At 62.2% G+C, this 18,101-nt stretch carries 18 protein-coding genes; 13 read left to right on the top strand and 5 right to left on the bottom strand.

Features of this window, described 5'->3' with window-relative positions:
* Nucleotides 1–12: 12 nt before the first annotated feature.
* Nucleotides 13–588 (bottom strand): DUF4865 family protein, encoded by a 576-nt coding sequence (locus AO692_RS12025; RefSeq protein WP_054310295.1) that lies wholly within the window; start codon nt 586–588, stop codon nt 13–15.
* 86 nt (nt 589–674) lie between these two features.
* On the opposite strand from AO692_RS12025, the gene AO692_RS12020 reads away from it, so the two are divergent.
* Together AO692_RS12020 and AO692_RS12015 are read left to right on the top strand one after the other, a co-directional pair.
* Nucleotides 675–1,541, top strand: a complete 867-nt coding sequence (locus AO692_RS12020; RefSeq protein WP_054310294.1) for a LysR substrate-binding domain-containing protein — start codon at nt 675–677, stop codon at nt 1,539–1,541.
* 90 nt (nt 1,542–1,631) lie between these two features.
* Nucleotides 1,632–1,886, top strand: a complete 255-nt coding sequence (locus AO692_RS12015; RefSeq protein ID WP_054310293.1) for an amphi-Trp domain-containing protein — start codon at nt 1,632–1,634, stop codon at nt 1,884–1,886.
* A gap of 21 nt (nt 1,887–1,907) precedes the next feature.
* Here the strand turns inward: AO692_RS12015 and acs are convergent, their stop codons facing one another.
* Nucleotides 1,908–3,863: an acetate--CoA ligase gene (gene acs, locus AO692_RS12010; RefSeq protein ID WP_054310292.1), complete on the bottom strand. Its 1,956-nt coding sequence runs from the start codon at nt 3,861–3,863 to the stop codon at nt 1,908–1,910.
* Between the two features lie 288 nt (nt 3,864–4,151).
* Between acs and AO692_RS12005 the strand changes: the two genes are divergently transcribed.
* Nucleotides 4,152–4,424, top strand: a complete 273-nt coding sequence (locus tag AO692_RS12005) for an aspartate-semialdehyde dehydrogenase (RefSeq protein WP_054310291.1) — start codon at nt 4,152–4,154, stop codon at nt 4,422–4,424.
* Between the two features lie 16 nt (nt 4,425–4,440).
* On the opposite strand, the gene AO692_RS12000 is transcribed toward AO692_RS12005, so the two are convergent.
* The gene (locus AO692_RS12000; RefSeq protein ID WP_054310290.1) at nt 4,441–4,833 is read right to left on the bottom strand and encodes a hypothetical protein; all 393 of its coding nucleotides are present in this window, start codon (nt 4,831–4,833) and stop codon (nt 4,441–4,443) included.
* 308 nt (nt 4,834–5,141) lie between these two features.
* On the opposite strand from AO692_RS12000, the gene AO692_RS11995 reads away from it, so the two are divergent.
* The 6 genes from AO692_RS11995 (at nt 5,142) to AO692_RS11970 (ending at nt 11,329) form a co-directional block, all read left to right on the top strand.
* Nucleotides 5,142–5,879, top strand: a complete 738-nt coding sequence (locus AO692_RS11995) for a FadR/GntR family transcriptional regulator (RefSeq protein ID WP_054310490.1) — start codon at nt 5,142–5,144, stop codon at nt 5,877–5,879.
* A 38-nt stretch (nt 5,880–5,917) separates the two neighbouring features.
* Nucleotides 5,918–6,892, top strand: coding sequence for a sialic acid TRAP transporter substrate-binding protein SiaP (locus AO692_RS11990; RefSeq protein ID WP_054310289.1), 975 nt, complete (start codon nt 5,918–5,920; stop codon nt 6,890–6,892).
* Between the two features lie 170 nt (nt 6,893–7,062).
* Nucleotides 7,063–7,635 carry a TRAP transporter small permease gene (locus AO692_RS11985; protein ID WP_054310288.1) on the top strand — a complete coding sequence of 191 codons (573 nt, stop codon included), beginning with the start codon at nt 7,063–7,065 and terminating at the stop codon, nt 7,633–7,635.
* Nucleotides 7,636–7,638: 3 nt separating this feature from the next.
* Nucleotides 7,639–9,045 carry a TRAP transporter large permease gene (locus AO692_RS11980; protein WP_054310287.1) on the top strand — a complete coding sequence of 469 codons (1,407 nt, stop codon included), beginning with the start codon at nt 7,639–7,641 and terminating at the stop codon, nt 9,043–9,045.
* A complete protein-coding gene (locus AO692_RS11975) occupies nt 9,042–10,088 on the top strand; it encodes an L-idonate 5-dehydrogenase (protein WP_054310286.1) in 1,047 nt (348 codons plus the stop codon). Before AO692_RS11980 ends, AO692_RS11975 begins: the two co-directional genes overlap by 4 nt.
* Nucleotides 10,089–10,225: 137 nt before the next feature.
* A complete protein-coding gene (locus tag AO692_RS11970) occupies nt 10,226–11,329 on the top strand; it encodes a branched-chain amino acid ABC transporter substrate-binding protein (protein WP_054310285.1) in 1,104 nt (367 codons plus the stop codon).
* A gap of 70 nt (nt 11,330–11,399) precedes the next feature.
* On the opposite strand, the gene AO692_RS11965 is transcribed toward AO692_RS11970, so the two are convergent.
* Nucleotides 11,400–12,062 (bottom strand): YggS family pyridoxal phosphate-dependent enzyme, encoded by a 663-nt coding sequence (locus AO692_RS11965; RefSeq protein WP_054310284.1) that lies wholly within the window; start codon nt 12,060–12,062, stop codon nt 11,400–11,402.
* Between the two features lie 152 nt (nt 12,063–12,214).
* Between AO692_RS11965 and leuS the strand changes: the two genes are divergently transcribed.
* The 3 genes from leuS to AO692_RS11950 are packed head-to-tail and all read left to right on the top strand — an operon-like array spanning nt 12,215 to nt 16,579.
* Nucleotides 12,215–14,854: a leucine--tRNA ligase gene (gene leuS, locus AO692_RS11960; protein WP_054310283.1), complete on the top strand. Its 2,640-nt coding sequence runs from the start codon at nt 12,215–12,217 to the stop codon at nt 14,852–14,854.
* Nucleotides 14,841–15,416 carry an LPS assembly lipoprotein LptE gene (gene lptE / locus AO692_RS11955; RefSeq protein ID WP_054310282.1) on the top strand — a complete coding sequence of 192 codons (576 nt, stop codon included), beginning with the start codon at nt 14,841–14,843 and terminating at the stop codon, nt 15,414–15,416. The genes leuS and lptE overlap by 14 nt, the downstream gene beginning before the upstream one ends.
* Nucleotides 15,417–15,451: 35 nt before the next feature.
* Nucleotides 15,452–16,579, top strand: coding sequence for an AAA family ATPase (locus AO692_RS11950; protein WP_054310281.1), 1,128 nt, complete (start codon nt 15,452–15,454; stop codon nt 16,577–16,579).
* Between the two features lie 17 nt (nt 16,580–16,596).
* On the opposite strand, the gene AO692_RS11945 is transcribed toward AO692_RS11950, so the two are convergent.
* Nucleotides 16,597–17,496 carry a DMT family transporter gene (locus AO692_RS11945; RefSeq protein WP_054310280.1) on the bottom strand — a complete coding sequence of 300 codons (900 nt, stop codon included), beginning with the start codon at nt 17,494–17,496 and terminating at the stop codon, nt 16,597–16,599.
* Nucleotides 17,497–17,627: 131 nt separating this feature from the next.
* Here AO692_RS11945 and AO692_RS11940 point away from each other — a divergent pair, with 131 nt between their 5' ends.
* Nucleotides 17,628–18,065 carry an Lrp/AsnC family transcriptional regulator gene (locus tag AO692_RS11940; RefSeq protein ID WP_054310279.1) on the top strand — a complete coding sequence of 146 codons (438 nt, stop codon included), beginning with the start codon at nt 17,628–17,630 and terminating at the stop codon, nt 18,063–18,065.
* Nucleotides 18,066–18,101 lie beyond the last annotated feature (36 nt).

The following is an 18,101-nucleotide window of genomic DNA, read 5'->3' as shown; positions in this document are numbered from 1 at the left end:
ACCGCAACAGTTTCACGCCGCTGCGACAAGCGCCGGAATTCCGGGGTTCGCCAGATACAGAATGTCGTAGGCGGAGCCTCGCTCGGGCGTGCTTGCCGCCTCGGCAGAAAGCCGGAAACGCGACAGGCGCCAGTTGGCCAGGTCGATCGCCGTCACCGCCGCATAGGTGCCGGCCTGGCTGACGATCGAGGTGTTACGTTCGCTTTCGCTGCGTTTGAGCGTCGAAAAATCGGTCACCGGATCGATCAGGACGTCTTCGCGATAGACGGCACGTGCGCCGGTGGCCGATCCGAGATGGATATCGAGCGGCAGCCATGTCTCGATGGCCGGGCGGCCGAAGCCGTCGATCACCTTCTGGAAGCGCTCGCCTGTGATGAAGTCGCTGGCTGCCTCGTCGTCCAGCCACAGATAAAGCGAGGAATAGGCGTTGTTGATCGCGCCGTTCTCGCCGCGTCGCTGCGCGATGAAGGCCTTGAAGCCGAGGCCGGGGGTGTCATCCCAATCCGGACCCAGGCTGGCAGCCCGCCTGGCGAGCTTGTCCATCTCGTAGTCGGCGGGAAGACGATGGATGTACTGCATCATGAACATGGCTTTGCTCCTGTTTGCATGGAGCTTGTCATGAGAGAATGATTATGAAAACATATTGCTGGATATATCTATCATAAGATTTGAACATGAGTGATCAAGCGCGGGTGCTCGATATCGATACCGTTCAGGCTTTCAGGCTGGTGGCGGATCTTGGCGGCTTCACCCGTGCCGCCGAGGTGCTGGATACATCGCAGGCGACCATCAGCCTGAAACTCAAGCGGCTGGAAACCCGGCTCGGTCATCGTCTTCTGGAGCGGACACCGCGCCATGTCAGCCTGACTGCTCAGGGGGAGCGTTTCCTGCCGGCGGCACGCAATCTGCTCGATGCGCATGAGCGCGCGCTGTCGGGTGTTCAAGCCGTGGCACCCAGCCGGCTGACGCTCGGCATCAGCGATCATGTCGCGGGACCGGAGTTGCCGCTGCTGCTTGCAAGGCTGAATGCCTATGACCCGTCGCTGGTGGTCGAGGTGCGTATCGCCTCTTCGCGTGACGTGGTTGCCCGTTACGCCCATGGCGAATTGGACGCGGTGATCGCGCGCCGCGGCGACGACAATGCCGATGGCGAGATCCTGTTTCGCGAACCGTTTCGCTGGTTCGCGTCGCCGTCATTCCAGTACCGATCGGGCGAGCCGCTCCGGCTGGCCGCATTGGCCGCGCCGTGCGGCATCCGGGCGCTCGCCATCGACGCGCTGGACGAAGCGGGCCTGCCTTGGAGGGAAGCTTTCGTCGGCGGGGGCGTTCTGGCGCTCGGCGCGGCGGTCAGCGCCGGCCTGGCTGTGGCGGCGCTCGCGCAAAGGGTTGCGCCGGCTGGCGCCGTCGATGTCGGCGAGCGCTTCGGCCTGCCCTCGTTGGCGGCGCAGGATATCGTCCTGATGGCGCGACCGGGGCGGCGTGACGTGCGCGAGGTGGTGAAGGTTCTCGCCGCCGCCTTCAGGAGCGCAGCCGGGCGGTGATGAGTTCCTTACGAAATTAACGCCAGCCAGCAGCGTTCATCCGGCCGCCATGTTGATCGAGTACCACGTGGTGCCGACGGAGAAACGGAAATGAGCCACCCTGCCGCCCGCGATATCGACAAGATCTATCCGAGGCAAGAATTCGTCGCCAAGCTGCGCCGGCTGGCCGACGCGCTAGAAACCGGAAAAAGGTTCGAGATCAGCATCGATGGCGAAAAAATCCGCGTTCCGGCCGGCGCGGTGGCAAGCATCGAGCACGAACGCGGCGAGGGCGTGGAAGAGATCGAATTCCAGCTCAGGTGGAACCGTGAAATCGCCGGAGACGAAAGCGCCTCCGGCGACTGATCGACCCTTGCAGAAGCGGACCTAGGCCTTCTTGTTCTGCCGGTTGCTGACGAGGTCGTCGACGACGGCAGGGTCGGCGAGGGTCGAGGTGTCGCCCAATGCACCGAAATCATCCTCGGCGATCTTGCGCAGGATGCGGCGCATGATCTTGCCCGAGCGCGTCTTGGGCAGACCCGGCGCGAACTGGATCTTGTCGGGCGAGGCGATCGCGCCGATTTCCTTGCGCACATGCGCGATCAGTTCCTTGCGCAGGTCTTCGGTCGGCACCACGCCCGCCATCAGCGTGACATAGGAGTAGATGCCCTGGCCCTTGATGTCGTGCGGATAGCCGACGACGGCGGCCTCCGACACCTTGTCGTGGGCGACGAGCGCGGACTCCACCTCCGCTGTCCCCATGCGGTGACCCGATACGTTGATGACGTCGTCGACGCGGCCGGTGATCCAGTAATAGCCGTCCTCGTCGCGGCGACAGCCGTCACCGGTGAAGTATTTGCCCTTGTAGGTCGAAAAGTAGGTCTGCACGAAGCGCTCGTGGTCGCCATAAACGGTGCGCATCTGGCCGGGCCAGGAGTCGGTGATGCACAGATTGCCGTCGGCAGCGCCTTCCAGCACCTTGCCGTCATTGTCGACCAGTTGCGGCATGATGCCGAAGAACGGTCTCGTCGCCGAGCCGGCCTTGAGGTCGGTGGCGCCGGGCAGCGGCGTGATCAGGATGCCGCCGGTCTCGGTCTGCCACCAGGTGTCGACGATCGGCACCTTCTTTTCGCCGACGACGTTGAAGTACCATTCCCAGGCTTCCGGATTGATCGGCTCGCCGACCGAGCCCAGCACGCGCAGGCTCTTGCGCGAGGTCTTCTTCACCGGCGCTTCGCCGGCGCCCATCAGCGCGCGAATGGCGGTGGGGGCGGTGTAGAAGATGTTGACCTGGTGCTTGTCGACGACTTCCCAGAAGCGTGACACCGACGGATAGTTGGGCACGCCCTCGAACATCAGCGTGGTGGCGCCGTTGGCGAGCGGGCCATAGAGGATGTAGCTGTGGCCTGTCACCCAGCCGACATCGGCCGTGCACCAGTAGATGTCGCCGTCATGGTAGTCGAAAACGTATTGGTGGGTGATCGACGCATAGACGAGATAGCCGGCGGTGGTGTGCAGAACGCCCTTCGGTTTGCCGGTCGAGCCCGAGGTGTAGAGGATGAACAGCGGATCTTCCGCCTTCATCTTCTCGGGCTTGCATTCGGCCTTAACCGTCCTGACCTCATCGTGATACCAGAGGTCGCGGCCTTCCACCCAGCCGATCTTGCCGCCGGTGCGGCGCACCACGACAACCGACTTCACCGCCATCTTCTGCTTGGTGGCGATCTCGATCGCCTTGTCGGTGTTCTCCTTCAGCGGAATGCTCTTGCCGCCGCGCAGGCCCTCGTCGGCGGTGATGACGAAGGTCGATGCGGCATCGACGATTCGGCCGGCCAGCGCATCCGGCGAAAAACCGCCGAACACGACGGAATGGACGGCGCCGATACGGGTACAGGCCAGCATCGCATAGGCCGCCTCTGGGATCATCGGCATGTAGATGGTGACACGGTCGCCTTTCTTGACGCCGTGCTTCTTCATCACATTGGCGAGCCGGCAGACATGCTCGTGAAGCTCGTTATAGGTGATCTTCTTGTCGTCGTAGGGATTGTCGCCTTCCCAGATGATCGCCACCTGGTCGCCGCGCTTCTTCAGATGCCGGTCGATGCAGTTCACCGAGACGTTCAACTGCCCGTCCTCGAACCATTTGATCGATACCTTGCCGTCGAAGGAGGTGTTCTTGACCTTGGAATAGGGCTTGAACCAGTCGAGGCGCTTGCCGTGCTTGCCCCAGAACTTGTCCGGGTTTTTCACGCTCTCCGCGTACCATTTCACATACGTCTCATTGTCGATCAGCGCATGCTTCTTCCACGCTGGCTGTACGCGGTGGACCTTCGCCTCGGTCATGTCTTGGTCTTCCTCCTGAGATCGGCCACCGGACGGCGGCGTTGCGGCCTGCAGGCCGCGAAAATCGCGGGCATTATTATCAGTTCGGACGTTACGGCAATATTAGACATTCGGTTTGTCCGTTCGTAACAGAAAATTGCTCACGGTAGTCCGCGGTCAGGTCGAACCGAAAGCCCGGCTCACGCGTTTAAAGGCATGGTTAAGGTTCGAGGCGCACAGTTTTCACGGGAGGACCAGCAGGGGGGTGTTGAAGCCCAACACACCCGAGATCAACTTGCGAGGGCTGTCATGCGCGACCATTCCGAACTGGAACTGCTCCTCAAGGGGTACGGGCTGACCACGGCCCGCATCCTCTATCACTATCCGGATCATCCGCATCTGCTGCAGACTTATGTCTGGCAGGACTACGACATCGCTCCGAAATTCCCGATACTGGGCGCTTTCATCACGTTCTGGCGCGAGAAGCTCGAAGGGCCGCTGCATTCCGTGTGCTTCACGCATCAGAAACTGATCGCGGCCAATGAATGGCGCAAGGTCGACGGCGAGATTCTGCTGCACTGACCAGTCTCCCGAGCGACTAGCCCAACAGCCGTGCCAGGATCGCGAAGGCGAGCATGCCGAAGGCGACCGCGGCGATCGGCAGCAGGATTTCAAGTGTCGCGTCGGCGCCTGACATCCGCCCGCGATCGATGCCGATCTCCTCGCTTTTCCAATCCTTGAAGCGAGGTACTTTTCGACCTTTGTCTTGTCCGGTTCGCTGACGATAGGCATGGCGCGTGTGCCAGGCGGACAGCGGCAGGATGACGCTGACGGCAATGAAGCCGGTCATGATCATCAACAGATAATCGGTATAGCCACTTCCAGCAAAGCCGATCCAGGCCGACACCACGTAGAGCGCGGCAAGGCCGATCAGTGCGTAATAGACATTTGGGTGCAGACGGTCCGGCGAGCGGACGGGGATCTTGGTCATGATGGCCTCCTTCGCTTGGCAAAGGAACGGCCCTTCTGGGTCGCTCAGTCCTGATCACAATATGGGGTGCATCCGCACGCTTTCCACCAACGATCTTCCCTGGAGCGTTTCCGTTTTTCACGGAAACGCGGAAACGCTCTAAGTTTTAGTTTTGACGCAATTCCGGACGGAAAACCGCTGCGCACTTTTCCTGGAATTGCTGTAGCGGAAATCCTCGCTTGACAAGACGCCGGCGATTGATTGTCATGCGGTCAATTGGTCAGTCCAATTGACCGCATGACTCGACCACAAGGGAGGAGGTGGGCGTCGTGCCCATCGAGACAATCGTGCCGCGTCGGCTCTACCGTCAGGTAGCCGACCAGCTCAGGCAACTTTTCGACAGCGGCGAATACGTCGTGGGCGATCGGTTGCCGCCGGAGCGCGAACTGGCGGAGCGGATGGGTATTTCACGCCCGACGATCCGGGAGGCCCTGATCGCATTGGAGGTCGAGGGAAGGGTACGCATTCGGGTCGGCTCGGGGATATATGTCGTCAAGCCGCCGCCCGTTCCGCCGGTCCCGACCTCCGGCGAGGGACCTTTCGAGTTGCTGCGGGCGCGGGAATTCCTCGAGAGCGCGATCGCCGAAGAGGCTGCCCGGCTGGCGAAGCCCGCCGATGTCGCCGTCCTCGATGAAATCCTGGAGAAGATGGCCAGCAAGGCCAATCCCGACCATGTGACGATCGCCCTCGATCGCGCGTTCCACACCGCCATCGCAACAATTCCTGGAAATGCAGTGCTGACGCGGGTCGTTGGGGAACTGTTCGACCAGCGCCTGACGCCGTTCTTCGAGCGACTGTCGAGCTATTTCGAGGATCCAACGACCTGGCAGGCGGCGGTGGAGGAGCACCGCCATATCCGTGACGCGATCGCCGCGGGCGACATGGTTCGCGCCAAAGCCGCGATGCGGAACCATCTGGGCAAATCCCAGGAGCGTTTCTCGAGAAGTTTCAACAAATCCAAATCCAGAACGACGTCGGAAGGCACGTTCTCCAGACACAGTGCATGAGGATCAGCCAACAGACCAGCAACTCCCGGGAGGAAAGAATGCCATATCGTTTGACGACACTATTTGCCGCCGCGGCCGTGCTTGCTCTTTCGGCATCGGCTGCCCTTGCACAGACAGTACTCAAATGGGCTCATGTCTACGAGACATCCGAACCGTTCCACACCGAGGCCGTGTGGGCCGCCGAGGAAATCGCCAAGCGTACCGACGGCCGCTACAAGATCGATGTCTTTCCCGCTTCCCAGCTCGGCAAGGAAGCCGACATCAACCAGGGGCTGACGCTGGGCACTGTCGACATCATCATATCCGGTTCCAGTTTCGCTGCGCGTGAATACCCTCCAATCGGCGTCACCTATTTTCCCTTCATCTTCCGCGACGCCGACCACCTGCTCAAATACACAAAGAGCGATACCTACAAGGCGCTGACCAAGGGCTATGAGGAGAAGTCCGGTCACCACATCGCCGCGACGACCTACTACGGCACGCGGCACACGACTTCCAATCGTCCAATCGCCAAATGCGCCGACATGCAGGGGTTGAAGATACGTGTGCCCGATGTGCCGGCTTATCTCGCCATGCCGCGCGCCTGCGGCGCCAACACCGCACCGATCGCCTTCGCCGAAGTCTATCTTGCGCTGCAGAACGGCACGGTCGAGGCGCAGGAAAATCCGCTCACCACGATCGAGGCCAAGAAATTCTTCGAGGTGCAGAAGAACATCGTCCTGACGGGACATATCGTCGACCATCTGAACACGATTGTTTCGCAGTCTCGCTGGGCATCGTTGTCCGACGAGGACAAGGCGATCTTCACCGAGGTGATGCAGGAAGCCGCCGCGCGCGCCACCGCTAAGATCGTGGCCCGCGAGAAAGAGCTGGTGCAGGTGTTCAAGGATCGCGGCCTCTCGGTGACGGAGGTCGACCGTGCCGACTTCGAGAAGAACGTCATGGAAAAAGTCACCTTCGAGGAGTTCGGCTACAACAAGGCCGACTGGGAAGCGATCCGCGCCATCAAGTAGGTGTTATCCTCCGCCGGCCGGCGTGAGCCGGGCGGGCTCGATCCCTTACACGAGAGTGTTTCCGTTTTCATGGAAACGCGGAAGTGCTCTAACTCTTTGTTTTTACGCAATTCCGGACGGAAACCATACACACTTTTCCTGGAATTGCCCTAAGCTTCGGAGCGGCGCCGATGGCCCAGGAACATCACACGCAGATTACAACCGAGGAGATCGCTCAGGCCTTCGAGGAGGAGGCGGCGCCGGTCGACCTGTCGGATCGTGGTATCGAAGACTGGGTCACCCTTGCGGTGTTCTGGGGAATGGTGGCTTGCGTCTTCCTCCAGTTCTTCACCCGCTACGCGCTGAATAACAGCCTGGCATGGACCGAGGAGATCGCGATCAACGCCCTGGTGGTCGTGGTGTTCATGGGGGCAGCCATGTGCGTGCGCCTGTCGCGCCATATCCATGTCGACGTGCTGTACCATTACCTGCCCCAACGCATCGGACGCATGCTGGCGATTTCCGTCGACGTGATCCGCGTGGCGTTCTTCACCTATGCCGCCTGGCTGATGTGGCGCTACGTGGCCATCGTCGCCCGTGAGCGCATGGTCACGGTCGACTTGCCGCGCCGCTGGTTCTTCTACCTCGTGCTGGCCGGTTTCGTTCTCATGTTGCTGCGCTCGATCCAGGTTTTCATAGGCAATTATCGCCGCGGCTATTCGGTGCTCGAACGGCCGGATGCGTTCGAAACGACGGGGATCTGAGCCATGCTGCTGTTGGTCGGAGGTTTCCTGCTGCTCATGCTGATCGGAGTACCCGTTGCCGTCTCCATGGCGGTGGCGTCGGTACTCTATCTCATCCTCTATGGGGTCGCGCCGGATATCATCGCGGCACAGCGCATGATCGCGGGCGTGGAGAGCTTTCCGCTGCTCGCCGTGCCGTTCTTTATCCTCGCCGGCAATCTGATGAACATCGCCGGTGTCACCGGCCGGATCTATTCCTTCGCGCTGGCCCTCGTCGGCTGGATGAAGGGTGGGCTGGCGCAGGTCAACATCGTTGGTTCCGTGATCTTCTCCGGCATGTCGGGCACAGCCTTGGCCGACGCCGCCGGCATCGGCACGATCGAGATCAAGGCAATGAAGGACCATGGCTACCCGGTCGAGGCCGCCGTGGGCGTTACCGCGGCGTCCGCCACGCTCGGGCCGATCTTTCCGCCGTCGCTGCCCTTCGTGATCTACGGCATGATGGCGAATGTCTCGATCGGCGCGCTGTTCATGGCAGGCGTATTGCCGGGCGTCGTCATGACCCTGCTGATGATGATCACCGTCGCGATCTTCGCCTACAAACGCGGCTGGGGTTCCGACACGCAATTCTCCATCCGCAAGCTCATGGAGGCGAGCGTCGAGGTCGTTGTCGTGCTGGCCTTCCCGCTCATGGTCTATCTTCTGGTGCTCGCCGGCCTGTCGGTCAATCTGGCGGTGGGCATTGCTCTGGTCTTGCTCATCGCTGTCGACTGGTATTTCGATTTCTCGGCGGTGATGGCGCTGATGACGCCGGTCATCCTCATCGGGGGCATGACCATGGGTTGGTTCACGCCGACCGAGGCGGCGATGGCGGCCGTCATCTGGTCCTTGTTTCTCGGACTGGTCCGTTACCGCACCATGACATTGTCCCTGCTTGCCAAAGCGAGCCTGGACACGATCGAGACCACCGCGTCGGTGCTCTTCATCGTCACGGCGGCTTCGATCTTTGCATGGCTGCTGACGGTCAGCCAGGCCGCGCAGCTGTTCTCCGGCTTCATCTTCGGCTTGACCGAGAACAAGTGGGTGTTCCTGATCCTGGTCAACATACTGATGCTCGTGGTCGGCTGCTTCCTCGATACGATCGCTGCCATCACCATTCTGGTGCCGATCCTTCTGCCCGTGGCGGTGGTCTACGGGATCGATCCGGTGCATTTCGGCCTGATCATGACGCTCAACCTGATGATAGGCCTGCTGCATCCGCCGCTCGGCATGGTGCTGTTCGTGCTGTCGCGGGTCGCCAAACTGTCGGTGGAACGGACCACCATGGCGATCCTGCCCTGGCTGGTGCCGCTGGTCATTGCACTGCTCCTGATAACCTTCGTTCCCCAGATATCGCTGTGGCTGCCGACGCAGATGGAGTTGATCCGGTGAGTTCGGCATACGCAGCTACGCTGTTCGGTCCCGAGGATCTTCGCGTCGTCGAGCGTGACCTCGGTGCGCTGTTGCCGGGGATGGTGCGGGTCCGTCTCCGCGCCGGCGGCATCTGCGGTTCGGACATGCACTATTTCCGCCATGCTCGCACCGGCGATTTCATCGTAACGTCGCCGCTGGTCCTGGGTCACGAGGTGGCTGGCGAGGTGGTCGAGATCAACGGCAGGGCCGACGGTCTCGCCATCGGCGATCATGTTGCCGTCAACCCGTCACGATGGTGCGGAACATGTGTGCGCTGCCGGGAAGGCAGGCCCAATCTCTGTGAGAACATCTATTTCATGGGCTCGGCTTCGAAGACCCCACATATGCAGGGCGGCTTCTCCACCCTGTTCGATGCCACGCCCGCCCAATGCGTGAAGGTGCCGGAGAACCTGCCTTTTGCCGCTGCCGCATTGGCCGAGCCGCTTGCCGTTGCATTGCACGCCGTAGCGCGCGCCGGAAACATCGAGGGCCGGCATGTCGCGCTGTTCGGAGCCGGGCCAATCGGGCTGCTTTCCATGCTGGCCGCCCGTCTTGGCGGCGCCGACCGTATCACCATGGTCGATATCGCGGCCCAGCCCCTGGCCTTTGCCAAAACATTGGGGGCCGATCGCGTGGTGGACATCGGTGCGGATCAAGCCGGTCTTGCCGACGTCGCGGCTGTCGATCCGATCGATGTCGGGCTGGAGGTTTCGGGCACCGCCGCCGGGCTGGCATCGGCGATCCGGACGGTGCGGCGCGGCGGGACGGTGGTTCTGGTCGGAAATCTTCCGGGAGGCGAAATCTCCGTGCCGGCCAATGCCATCATGGCCAAGGAACTCGATGTCAGAGGCACTTTCCGCTTCGGCGAAGAGTTCCGCCAGGCGGTCGAACGGATCATCTCCGGTGCCGTCGATGTGCAACGGCTGATCACGGCGACGCGCCCGCTGGCTGAAGCACCGGAAGCTTTCCGTCTCGCGCTCGACCGTGGTCGCAGCATCAAGGTCATCCTCACCGGCGATTGACAACGGCATCGGCGGCTCTATCACAGGCTTAGTAGGAGCTTGCGACGACCAATCGAATCCGCTTGCTGGCCGATTGGTCTTTCGGTCGAGGCGGCCTTTGTTGCACGCTTCGAATCAACCTTTTTTGAGGAAGTGCTATGAAAACCAAGATGCTAGCGGGCGTTGCCCTTGCCACCTTGATGGCTTTCGCATCGACAGCCCGGGCCGACATCGTCATCGGGCTTGTCGCACCGCTGACCGGTCCGGTCGCCGCCTATGGTGACCAGGTCAAGAATGGTGCCGAAGCCGCCGTGGAAGTCATCAACAAGGATGGTGGCATCAAGGGCGAAAAAGTCGTTCTGAAGCTCGCCGACGATGCCGGCGATCCGAAACAGGGCGTTTCCGCCGCCAACCAGCTGGTCGGCGAAGGCGTGAAGTTCGTCGTCGGTCCGGTCACCTCGGGCGTCGCCATGGCGGCCTCGGACGTGTTCGCCGAGAACGGCGTGCTGATGGTGACGCCGACCGCGACCGCGCCGGACCTGACCAACCGTGGCCTCACCAACATCCTGCGCACCTGCGGCCGTGACGACCAGCAGGCGGAAGTGGCGGCTGCCTATGTGGTGAAGAACCTGAAAGACAAGAAGGTTGCCATCGTCGACGACAAGGGCACTTACGGCAAGGGTCTGGCCGACTCCTTCAAGAAGGCGATCAATGCCGGTGGCGTCAAGGAAGTCAGCCACAACTCGCTGACCCCAGGCGAGAAGGACCTTTCGGCTCTAGTCACCCGCCTGAAGTCGGACGGCGCTGAAGTGATCTATTTCGGCGGCTATCATCCCGAGGGCGGTCTGCTGGCCCGTCAGCTCGCCGACGCAGGCGTCAAGGCGCTGATCATCGGCGGCGAAGGCCTCTCCAACACCGAGTATTGGGCAATCGGCAACCAGGCTGCTGCCGGCACGCTGTTCACCAACGCAACCGATGCGCTGAAGAACCCGGACTCGGCTCAGGCCGTCGAGGCGCTGAAGGCCAAGAACATCCCGGCGGAAGCCTTCACGCTCAACGCCTATGCCGCCGTCCAGGTGCTGAAGGCAGGCATCGAGAAGGCTGGCAAGGACGATCCGGCGGCTGTCGGAACCGCGCTCAAGGGCGGTGAAGCCATCCCGACCGCCATTGGCAAACTGACCTATGGCGAGACCGGCGACCTGACCAGCCCGAGCTTCTCGCTGTTCAAGTGGGAAGACGGCAAGATCGTCGCCGCTGAGTAAGTTCCACGAATTGATGAAAAGAAGGCCGGGACGTTCCCGGCCTTTCTTTTTTTGACCTGAGTGGAGCGCGTTATCGGTGGCCGAAAATGGCCGAGCCGACCCGCACCGAGCTGGCGCCGAAGGCCACCGCCAGTTCGTAATCGCCGGACATGCCCATCGACAGTTTCTCGACGCCGGCCTCGCGGGCGAGTTTTTCCAGCAGCGCGAAGTGTGGACCGGGGTTCTCCTCCGCCGGCGGGATGCACATCAGCCCCTCGATGGCGAGATCGTGCACGTCGCGGCAGCGCGCGACGAAGGCCACGGCATCCTTCGGTTCGATGCCCGCCTTCTGGGGTTCCGAACCGGTGTTCACCTGAACATAGAGCTTTGGCGCCTTGCCTTGCCTGGCAATTTCTTTCGCCAGTTCCGACGCGATCTTTTCGCGGTCGACCGTTTCGATGACGTCGAACAGCGCGACGGCTTCCTTTGCCTTGTTGGACTGCAGCGGACCGATCAGGTGCAGCTCGATGCCGGGAAATTCCTGGCGCAGCGCGGGCCATTTGCCTTGCGCCTCCTGCACGCGGTTTTCGCCGAAGACGCGCTGGCCGGCGGCAAGCACCGGACGGATGGCGTCGGCCTCGAAGGTCTTGGAAACGGCAACCAGGGTCACGGCTCCCGCCGTCCGGTCCGCTTCGCGCTCGGCGGCTGCGATTCTCGCCTTGACCGTTTCGAGTTGCTGAACCGCGTCACTCATGTGCCAACCTGTCCTGATCCTGCTGTTTTTGCCGGGCCTTGCTGCCCATATGGTTGACGGGTCCCTGAAAGCATGGTGAAGACCCGGACCATGTCCTTGAACCGCCAATCAACCGGCGGTTTCCCGCATGCTTTGTAAGTGAAAAACCGGCCATGGCAACCGAACGATACAATCCCCGCGCAGCAGAGCCCAGGTGGCAGAAGGCATGGGACGAGGCCAAGCTCTTCGAGACGAAGAACGACGATCCACGGCCGAAATACTACGTGCTCGAGATGTTCCCCTATCCTTCGGGGCGGATCCACATGGGCCACGTGCGCAACTACACGATGGGCGATGTCGTTGCGCGCTGGCGCCGTGCCATGGGCTACAACGTGCTGCATCCGATGGGCTGGGACGCCTTCGGCCTGCCGGCGGAGAACGCGGCGCGCGACAACAAGGTCAATCCGCGCGACTGGACCTACAAGAACATCGAGACGATGAAGGGCCAGCTGAAGACCATGGGCCTGTCGCTCGACTGGGCACGTGAGATCGCGACCTGCGACCCGAGCTATTACAAGCACCAGCAGAAGATCTTCCTGGATTTCTGGAAGTCCGGGCTGGTCGAACGCAAATCGGCCAAGGTCAACTGGGATCCGGTCGACATGACCGTGCTGGCCAACGAACAGGTCATCGACGGGCGTGGCTGGCGCTCCGGTGCACCGGTCGAGCAGCGCGACCTGACGCAGTGGTTCTTCAAGATCACCTCGATGAGCCAGGATCTGCTGGACAGCCTGGACACGCTGGACAAGTGGCCCGAAAAGGTCCGCGTCATGCAGGCCAACTGGATCGGCCGCTCCGAAGGCCTGCTGGTCCGCTGGGCGCTGGCCAATCCGCCCGCCGGCGAAAGCGAGCTGGAAGTCTACACGACGCGCCCGGACACGATCTTCGGCGCTTCCTTCATGGCGATCGCCGCGGATCACCCGCTGGCCAAGAAGGTCGCCGCGGACAATCCCGAACTGGCTGCCTTCATCGAGGACGTGCGCCATATGGGCACGTCGGCGGCGACGCTGGAGACGGCCGAGAAGAAGGGCTTCGATACCGGCCTGCGCGTCGTTCATCCGTTCGATGAAAACTGGACGCTGCCGGTCTATGTCGCCAATTTCGTGCTGATGGATTACGGCACGGGCGCGATCTTCGGCTGCCCCGGCCACGATCAGCGCGACCTCGACTTCGCCAACAAATACGGCCTGCCGGTCACTCCCGTGGTGCTGCCGGATGGTGGGGATGCCAAGAGCTTCCATATTACGGAAGAGGCTTTTGTCGACGATGGCGCGATGATCAATTCACGCTTCCTCGACGGCATGCGCTTCAGGGAGGCCTTCGACGAAGTGGCGACCAGATTGTCCGGTGTGACGATCGGCAACCGGCCGCAGGCCGAGCGCAAGGTGCAGTTCCGCCTGCGTGACTGGCTGATCTCGCGCCAACGCTATTGGGGCTGCCCGATCCCGGTCATTCATTGCGAGTCCTGCGGCGCCGTGCCGGTGCCGGCAAAGGACTTGCCGGTCGAACTGCCGACCGACGTCACGTTCGACAAGCCGGGCAACCCGCTCGACCATCATCCGAGCTGGAAGCATGTCGGGTGCCCGCAATGCGGCAAGCCGGCCCGGCGTGACACCGACACGATGGATACCTTCGTCGATTCGTCCTGGTATTTCGCGCGCTTCACCGATCCGTGGAACGACAAGGCGCCGACCACGCTTGAGTACGCCGACGGCAAGAACGGCTGGCTGCCGGTCAGGCAGTATATCGGCGGTATCGAGCATGCGATCCTGCACCTGCTCTATTCGCGTTTCTTCACGCGTGCCATGCAGGTCACCGGCCACCTGAATGAGGTGAAGGAGCCGTTCGAAGGCATGTTCACCCAGGGTATGGTGGTGCACGAGACCTATCGTGCCGGCACCGGCGCGAATGCGTATTGGGTGCAGCCGGTGGACGTGAACATCGTGGATGTCGACGGCAAGCGCAGCGCTACGCTGATTGTAGACGGCAGCCCGGTCGAGATCGGCGCGATCGAAAAAATGTCGAAGTCGAAAAAGAACGTCGTCGATCCGGACGACATTCTGGCGAGCTACGGCGCCGACACGGCGCGCTGGTTCATGCTGTCGGATTCGCCGCCGGAGCGCGACGTGATCTGGACCGAGGCTGGTGTAGAAGGCGCGCACCGTTTCGTGCAGCGCATCTGGCGGCTGGTTTCCGAGACGGCGCCTGCTCTGACGGGCGTTGCGGCTTCGGCTGCAAGCGATGGCGCCGCCGCGGCGATTTCGAAGGCTGTTCACAAGACGGTGAAGGCCGTCGGTGAAGACATCGAACGACTGTCCTTCAACAAGGCGGTCGCCCGTCTCTACGAATTGCTCAACACGATCCAGCCAGCGGCAACTGCGCTTGTCGACGGCAAGGGCGATCAGGCTGGTGCCGCCGCGTTACGCGAGGCGATCGAGGCGCTTGTCGTGATGATCGCGCCGATGATGCCGCATCTGGCCGAAGAGTGCTGGTCGGTACTGGGCGGCGAGGGGTTTGTGGCGAATCAGCCCTGGCCGCGCTTCGATCCTGCGCTGGTGGTCGACAACGATGTCGTCTATCCGATACAGATCAACGGTAAGAAGCGTGGCGATTTGACAATCGCCCGCGACGCAGACCAAGCTCAGGTCGAACAGGCCGTCATGGCCCTGGACTTCGTACAGAAGGCGCTCGAGGGCAAGGCGCCGCGCAAGGTGATCGTCGTGCCCCAGAGGATCGTCAATGTCGTTGCCTGACACTCGTAAGACAGCGGCTCCATTCGCGCGCCGCGCTGCGCTTCTTGGCCTATTGGCCGGCATGGCGCTGGTTTCGGCATGTCAGGTGCGGCCACTCTATTCGAACCAGCCGCTCTCGACGGGTTCGACGGCGACTGCGCGTGAGGAGCTTGCTTCGATCGCCGTGAAGCCGGTGTCGTCGCGCTATGCCCAGCAGGTTCGCAACAACCTGATCTTTGCGCTGACAGGAGGGGGCGAGCGTCCGACCGCGCCCGTCTATTCGCTGACGCTCAATGTCACGGAATCGGTGATCTCCACGGCAACGATCCAGGTTGCCAAGGACCAGGACCAGCCGACTGCAGGTACCGTAATCATGACGGCAGCCTACACGCTGACCGACGCGAAGACCGGCAAGGCGGTCTCCAACGGGCAACGCTCGATCTCCTCGTCCTTTGACAAGCCAGGCCAGGAATTCGCGTCTTATCGCGCGCAGCTCGATGCCGAGAATCGTGCGGCGCGCGAACTGGCTGAACTGCTGCATCTGGCGCTGGCGCAGGATCTTGCCAAACCCGGCGCCAGGTAGCCGGCGTCAGCGATGCGCTGACAGGCAATGAAACCATGCGTCTGACCGGGCTTGTCGCTGAAGGGTACCGATCACTCAAATCGATCCGGCTCGAACTCGGCCAGATCGGGCTGTTCGTTGGTGAGAATGGCGTCGGAAAATCCAATCTTTACCGAGCACTCCAACTGATCAAGGCAGCAGGCGAGGGGACCCTGGCCCGCGCCATTGCCGGCGAAGGCGGCATGCAGTCGGCGCTATGGTCCGGCGCGCGCCGCCTGGGGCAGCCAGCGCGTGTCGTCCTGCAGGCGGATGTCGAGGATGATGAGATGGCGGCGCGATTTTCCTATCGGGTGGAGATTGGCCTGCCGCCACCCGCTTCGGCGGGATTTGCCTTCGAACCCCACGTCAAGGAAGAGGCCCTGACGGTCGAGGCCGGACGCCGCCCGGTGGAGATGAGGAGTCGCAAGGGACCTGCGGCCCATGGCCGTGACGGCGATGGCCGGCGTGTCGAACACCCTGCAGGGCTGCTCAATTCGGAGACGGCGCTGGCAGTGCTCGGTGCCTCTGGCCGCTATCCGGAGGTGGGGGATCTGCGGGCCGCCGTCTCGAGCTGGCGCTTCTATCACGGTTTTCGCACCGACGCCGATTCGCCCGTCAGGAAGCCGTCGCTTGCAATCACCTCGACGCTGCTGGACGAGGACGGCGGCAATCTTGCCGCCGTGTTCGCAACGCTCGCCCATATCAGGCAGGATACGGTCGATCTCGACCTCGCGCTGGCCGATGCCCTGGGAGCGAAACTCGAAGTGCCGGAGCCGGGCGAGGCCGCCACATTCGGATTGCGGCTGCCGGATTTTCCGCAGCGGCTGTTCCGGCCGCAGGAACTCTCGGATGGGCAGATACGCTTCCTGGCGCTGGCGGGAGGGCTGATGTCCTATCGCTTGCCGGGGCTGATAGCCCTCAACGAGCCGGAAGCCAGCCTGCACCCGCGCATGCTGCCGGCGTTGGCCGACATGATCGCAAAGGCCGCGGAGCGAACGCAGCTCTGGGTGGTCACGCATTCACGCGAATTGGCGGATCTGATCGCCGACCGCACCGGCGCGCGAGCGCTCACCGTGGTGCGGCCGGACGGAGCGACGACAATTAAAGGCCTCAGGCTTACCGGCCAGATGCCGGAGCAGGACTGAAAGCTCGGATTCAAGACCTACCGGGTGACCGGAAGACTGCTGCGTGGCTTGATCAGGCTCCAGCCGAGCGTCATGCCGGCCGCGGCGACCAAGATAGCAGCGGCGCCCACCAGTTGCAGCGGATGCAGGCGCTGCCCGAAGACCACGAAGTCGGCAATGATGGCGACGACCGGATAAATGAAAGACAGCGCGCCGACGAGATTGGTCGGCAGTTTCTGGATCGCGCCATAGAGCAGGATGTACATCAAGCCGGTGTGGACGATGCCGACTGCGGCGAGCAAGGCCCATGTGCGAGCGTCCGCCGGCAAGTTCGTCAGGTTGGCGAAGGGTATCAGCATCAGGATGCCGACCGTGACCTGGATGAGCGCAATCAGATGCGGCGGCACGCCTTTGAGCTTCTTGGCGACTATCGCGGCAATCGCGTAGAAGAACGCCGCGCCGAGCGCCAGCAGGATGCCGACGAGATAGTTCGACCCGGTATGCGCGGCGTCCGGCTTGGCCTGCACGATCAGCAGCATGCCGGCGAAGGCAATCGCCAGCCACATGAGTTTGGCGAGCGTCAGGCGTTCGCTGAACAACAGCGCGCCCAGTGCCACCAGCATGAAGGGCTGGGTGTTGTAGACGGCCGTGGCGATCGAGATCGAGGCTCGCGGGAAGGCGGCGAAGAGCAACAGCCAGTTTGAGACGATGGCGATGCCCCCGATGATCGCATAAGCGATCTGCTGGCGCGAAATCACGTCTCGCCTGAACAGGCCGAGCGCGCCGCAGACGATCAGCAGCGTGACAGCGCCGAAGGCGCAGCGCCAGAAGACCACATCCATCACCGGCTGTCCGGACAATACGACAAATACGCCGATCGTTCCCGAGATCACCATTGCTGCGGTCATTTCGACCGTCCCACGCGCGTTGTCCGACATGATGCGACCTTCCTTTTGTTCCGATCGTTTGTACGCTCCCAAAAGTCCGGAATATATGCATCATGGAAGGTGTTTGCCGGATCGATCCTAATCTTGTAAGGTTTCTTATGTTTGAAACCTAAGGATGAACGATGTTGGACGATCTCGACCGGCGTATCGTCGAAATCCTCGTCGACGATGCGCGTATCTCGCTGAAGGAGCTGGCGGCTCGTGTGAACCTGTCGTCGCCGAGCACGTCGGAGCGATTGCGGCGGCTGGAGGAGCGCGGCGTGATCCGTGCGTTCACGGTGGATGTCGATCCTGCGGCGCTCGGCTATACGCTGCAGGCGATCGTGCGCATCAAGCCGCTGCCGGGCAGGCTGCACCAGGTGCAGAAACTGGTCGAGGAAATCCCCGAATTCACCGAATGCGACAAGGTCACCGGCGACGATTGTTTCATCGGGCGGCTGCATATCCGCTCGATCAGCGATCTTGACCGCATCCTCGACAAGATCACCGACAAGGCCGAGACCAGCAGCGCCATCGTCAAGGCCCAGCCGGTGAAGCGCCGGCTGCCGCCATTCGCTTGAACCGTGCCGGACAAAAAAGAACCGGCGCTGCGAAGG

Origin of the sequence: Mesorhizobium sp. 1M-11 (genome assembly GCF_001303895.1) — a bacterium.
In the GTDB taxonomy this organism is placed as follows: domain Bacteria; phylum Pseudomonadota; class Alphaproteobacteria; order Rhizobiales; family Rhizobiaceae; genus Mesorhizobium.
Note: the sequence above shows the minus strand (reverse complement) of the source record. Positions and strands in the feature narration are given on the sequence as shown.

Bases quoted from the DNA above. Each gene is read 5' to 3' on its own strand.
- AO692_RS12025 (WP_054310295.1), bottom strand. From the start codon at position 588: ATGTTCATGATGCAGTACATCCATCGTCTTCCCGCCGACTACGAGATG.
- AO692_RS12020 (WP_054310294.1), top strand. From the start codon at position 675: ATGAGTGATCAAGCGCGGGTGCTCGATATCGATACCGTTCAGGCTTTC.
- AO692_RS12015 (WP_054310293.1), top strand. From the start codon at position 1,632: ATGAGCCACCCTGCCGCCCGCGATATCGACAAGATCTATCCGAGGCAA.
- acs (WP_054310292.1), bottom strand. From the start codon at position 3,863: ATGACCGAGGCGAAGGTCCACCGCGTACAGCCAGCGTGGAAGAAGCAT.
- AO692_RS12005 (WP_054310291.1), top strand. From the start codon at position 4,152: ATGCGCGACCATTCCGAACTGGAACTGCTCCTCAAGGGGTACGGGCTG.
- AO692_RS12000 (WP_054310290.1), bottom strand. From the start codon at position 4,833: ATGACCAAGATCCCCGTCCGCTCGCCGGACCGTCTGCACCCAAATGTC.
- AO692_RS11990 (WP_054310289.1), top strand. From the start codon at position 5,918: ATGCCATATCGTTTGACGACACTATTTGCCGCCGCGGCCGTGCTTGCT.
- AO692_RS11985 (WP_054310288.1), top strand. From the start codon at position 7,063: ATGGCCCAGGAACATCACACGCAGATTACAACCGAGGAGATCGCTCAG.
- AO692_RS11980 (WP_054310287.1), top strand. From the start codon at position 7,639: ATGCTGCTGTTGGTCGGAGGTTTCCTGCTGCTCATGCTGATCGGAGTA.
- AO692_RS11970 (WP_054310285.1), top strand. From the start codon at position 10,226: ATGAAAACCAAGATGCTAGCGGGCGTTGCCCTTGCCACCTTGATGGCT.
- AO692_RS11965 (WP_054310284.1), bottom strand. From the start codon at position 12,062: ATGAGTGACGCGGTTCAGCAACTCGAAACGGTCAAGGCGAGAATCGCA.
- leuS (WP_054310283.1), top strand. From the start codon at position 12,215: ATGGCAACCGAACGATACAATCCCCGCGCAGCAGAGCCCAGGTGGCAG.
- lptE (WP_054310282.1), top strand. From the start codon at position 14,841: ATGTCGTTGCCTGACACTCGTAAGACAGCGGCTCCATTCGCGCGCCGC.
- AO692_RS11950 (WP_054310281.1), top strand. From the start codon at position 15,452: ATGCGTCTGACCGGGCTTGTCGCTGAAGGGTACCGATCACTCAAATCG.
- AO692_RS11945 (WP_054310280.1), bottom strand. From the start codon at position 17,496: ATGTCGGACAACGCGCGTGGGACGGTCGAAATGACCGCAGCAATGGTG.
- AO692_RS11940 (WP_054310279.1), top strand. From the start codon at position 17,628: ATGTTGGACGATCTCGACCGGCGTATCGTCGAAATCCTCGTCGACGAT.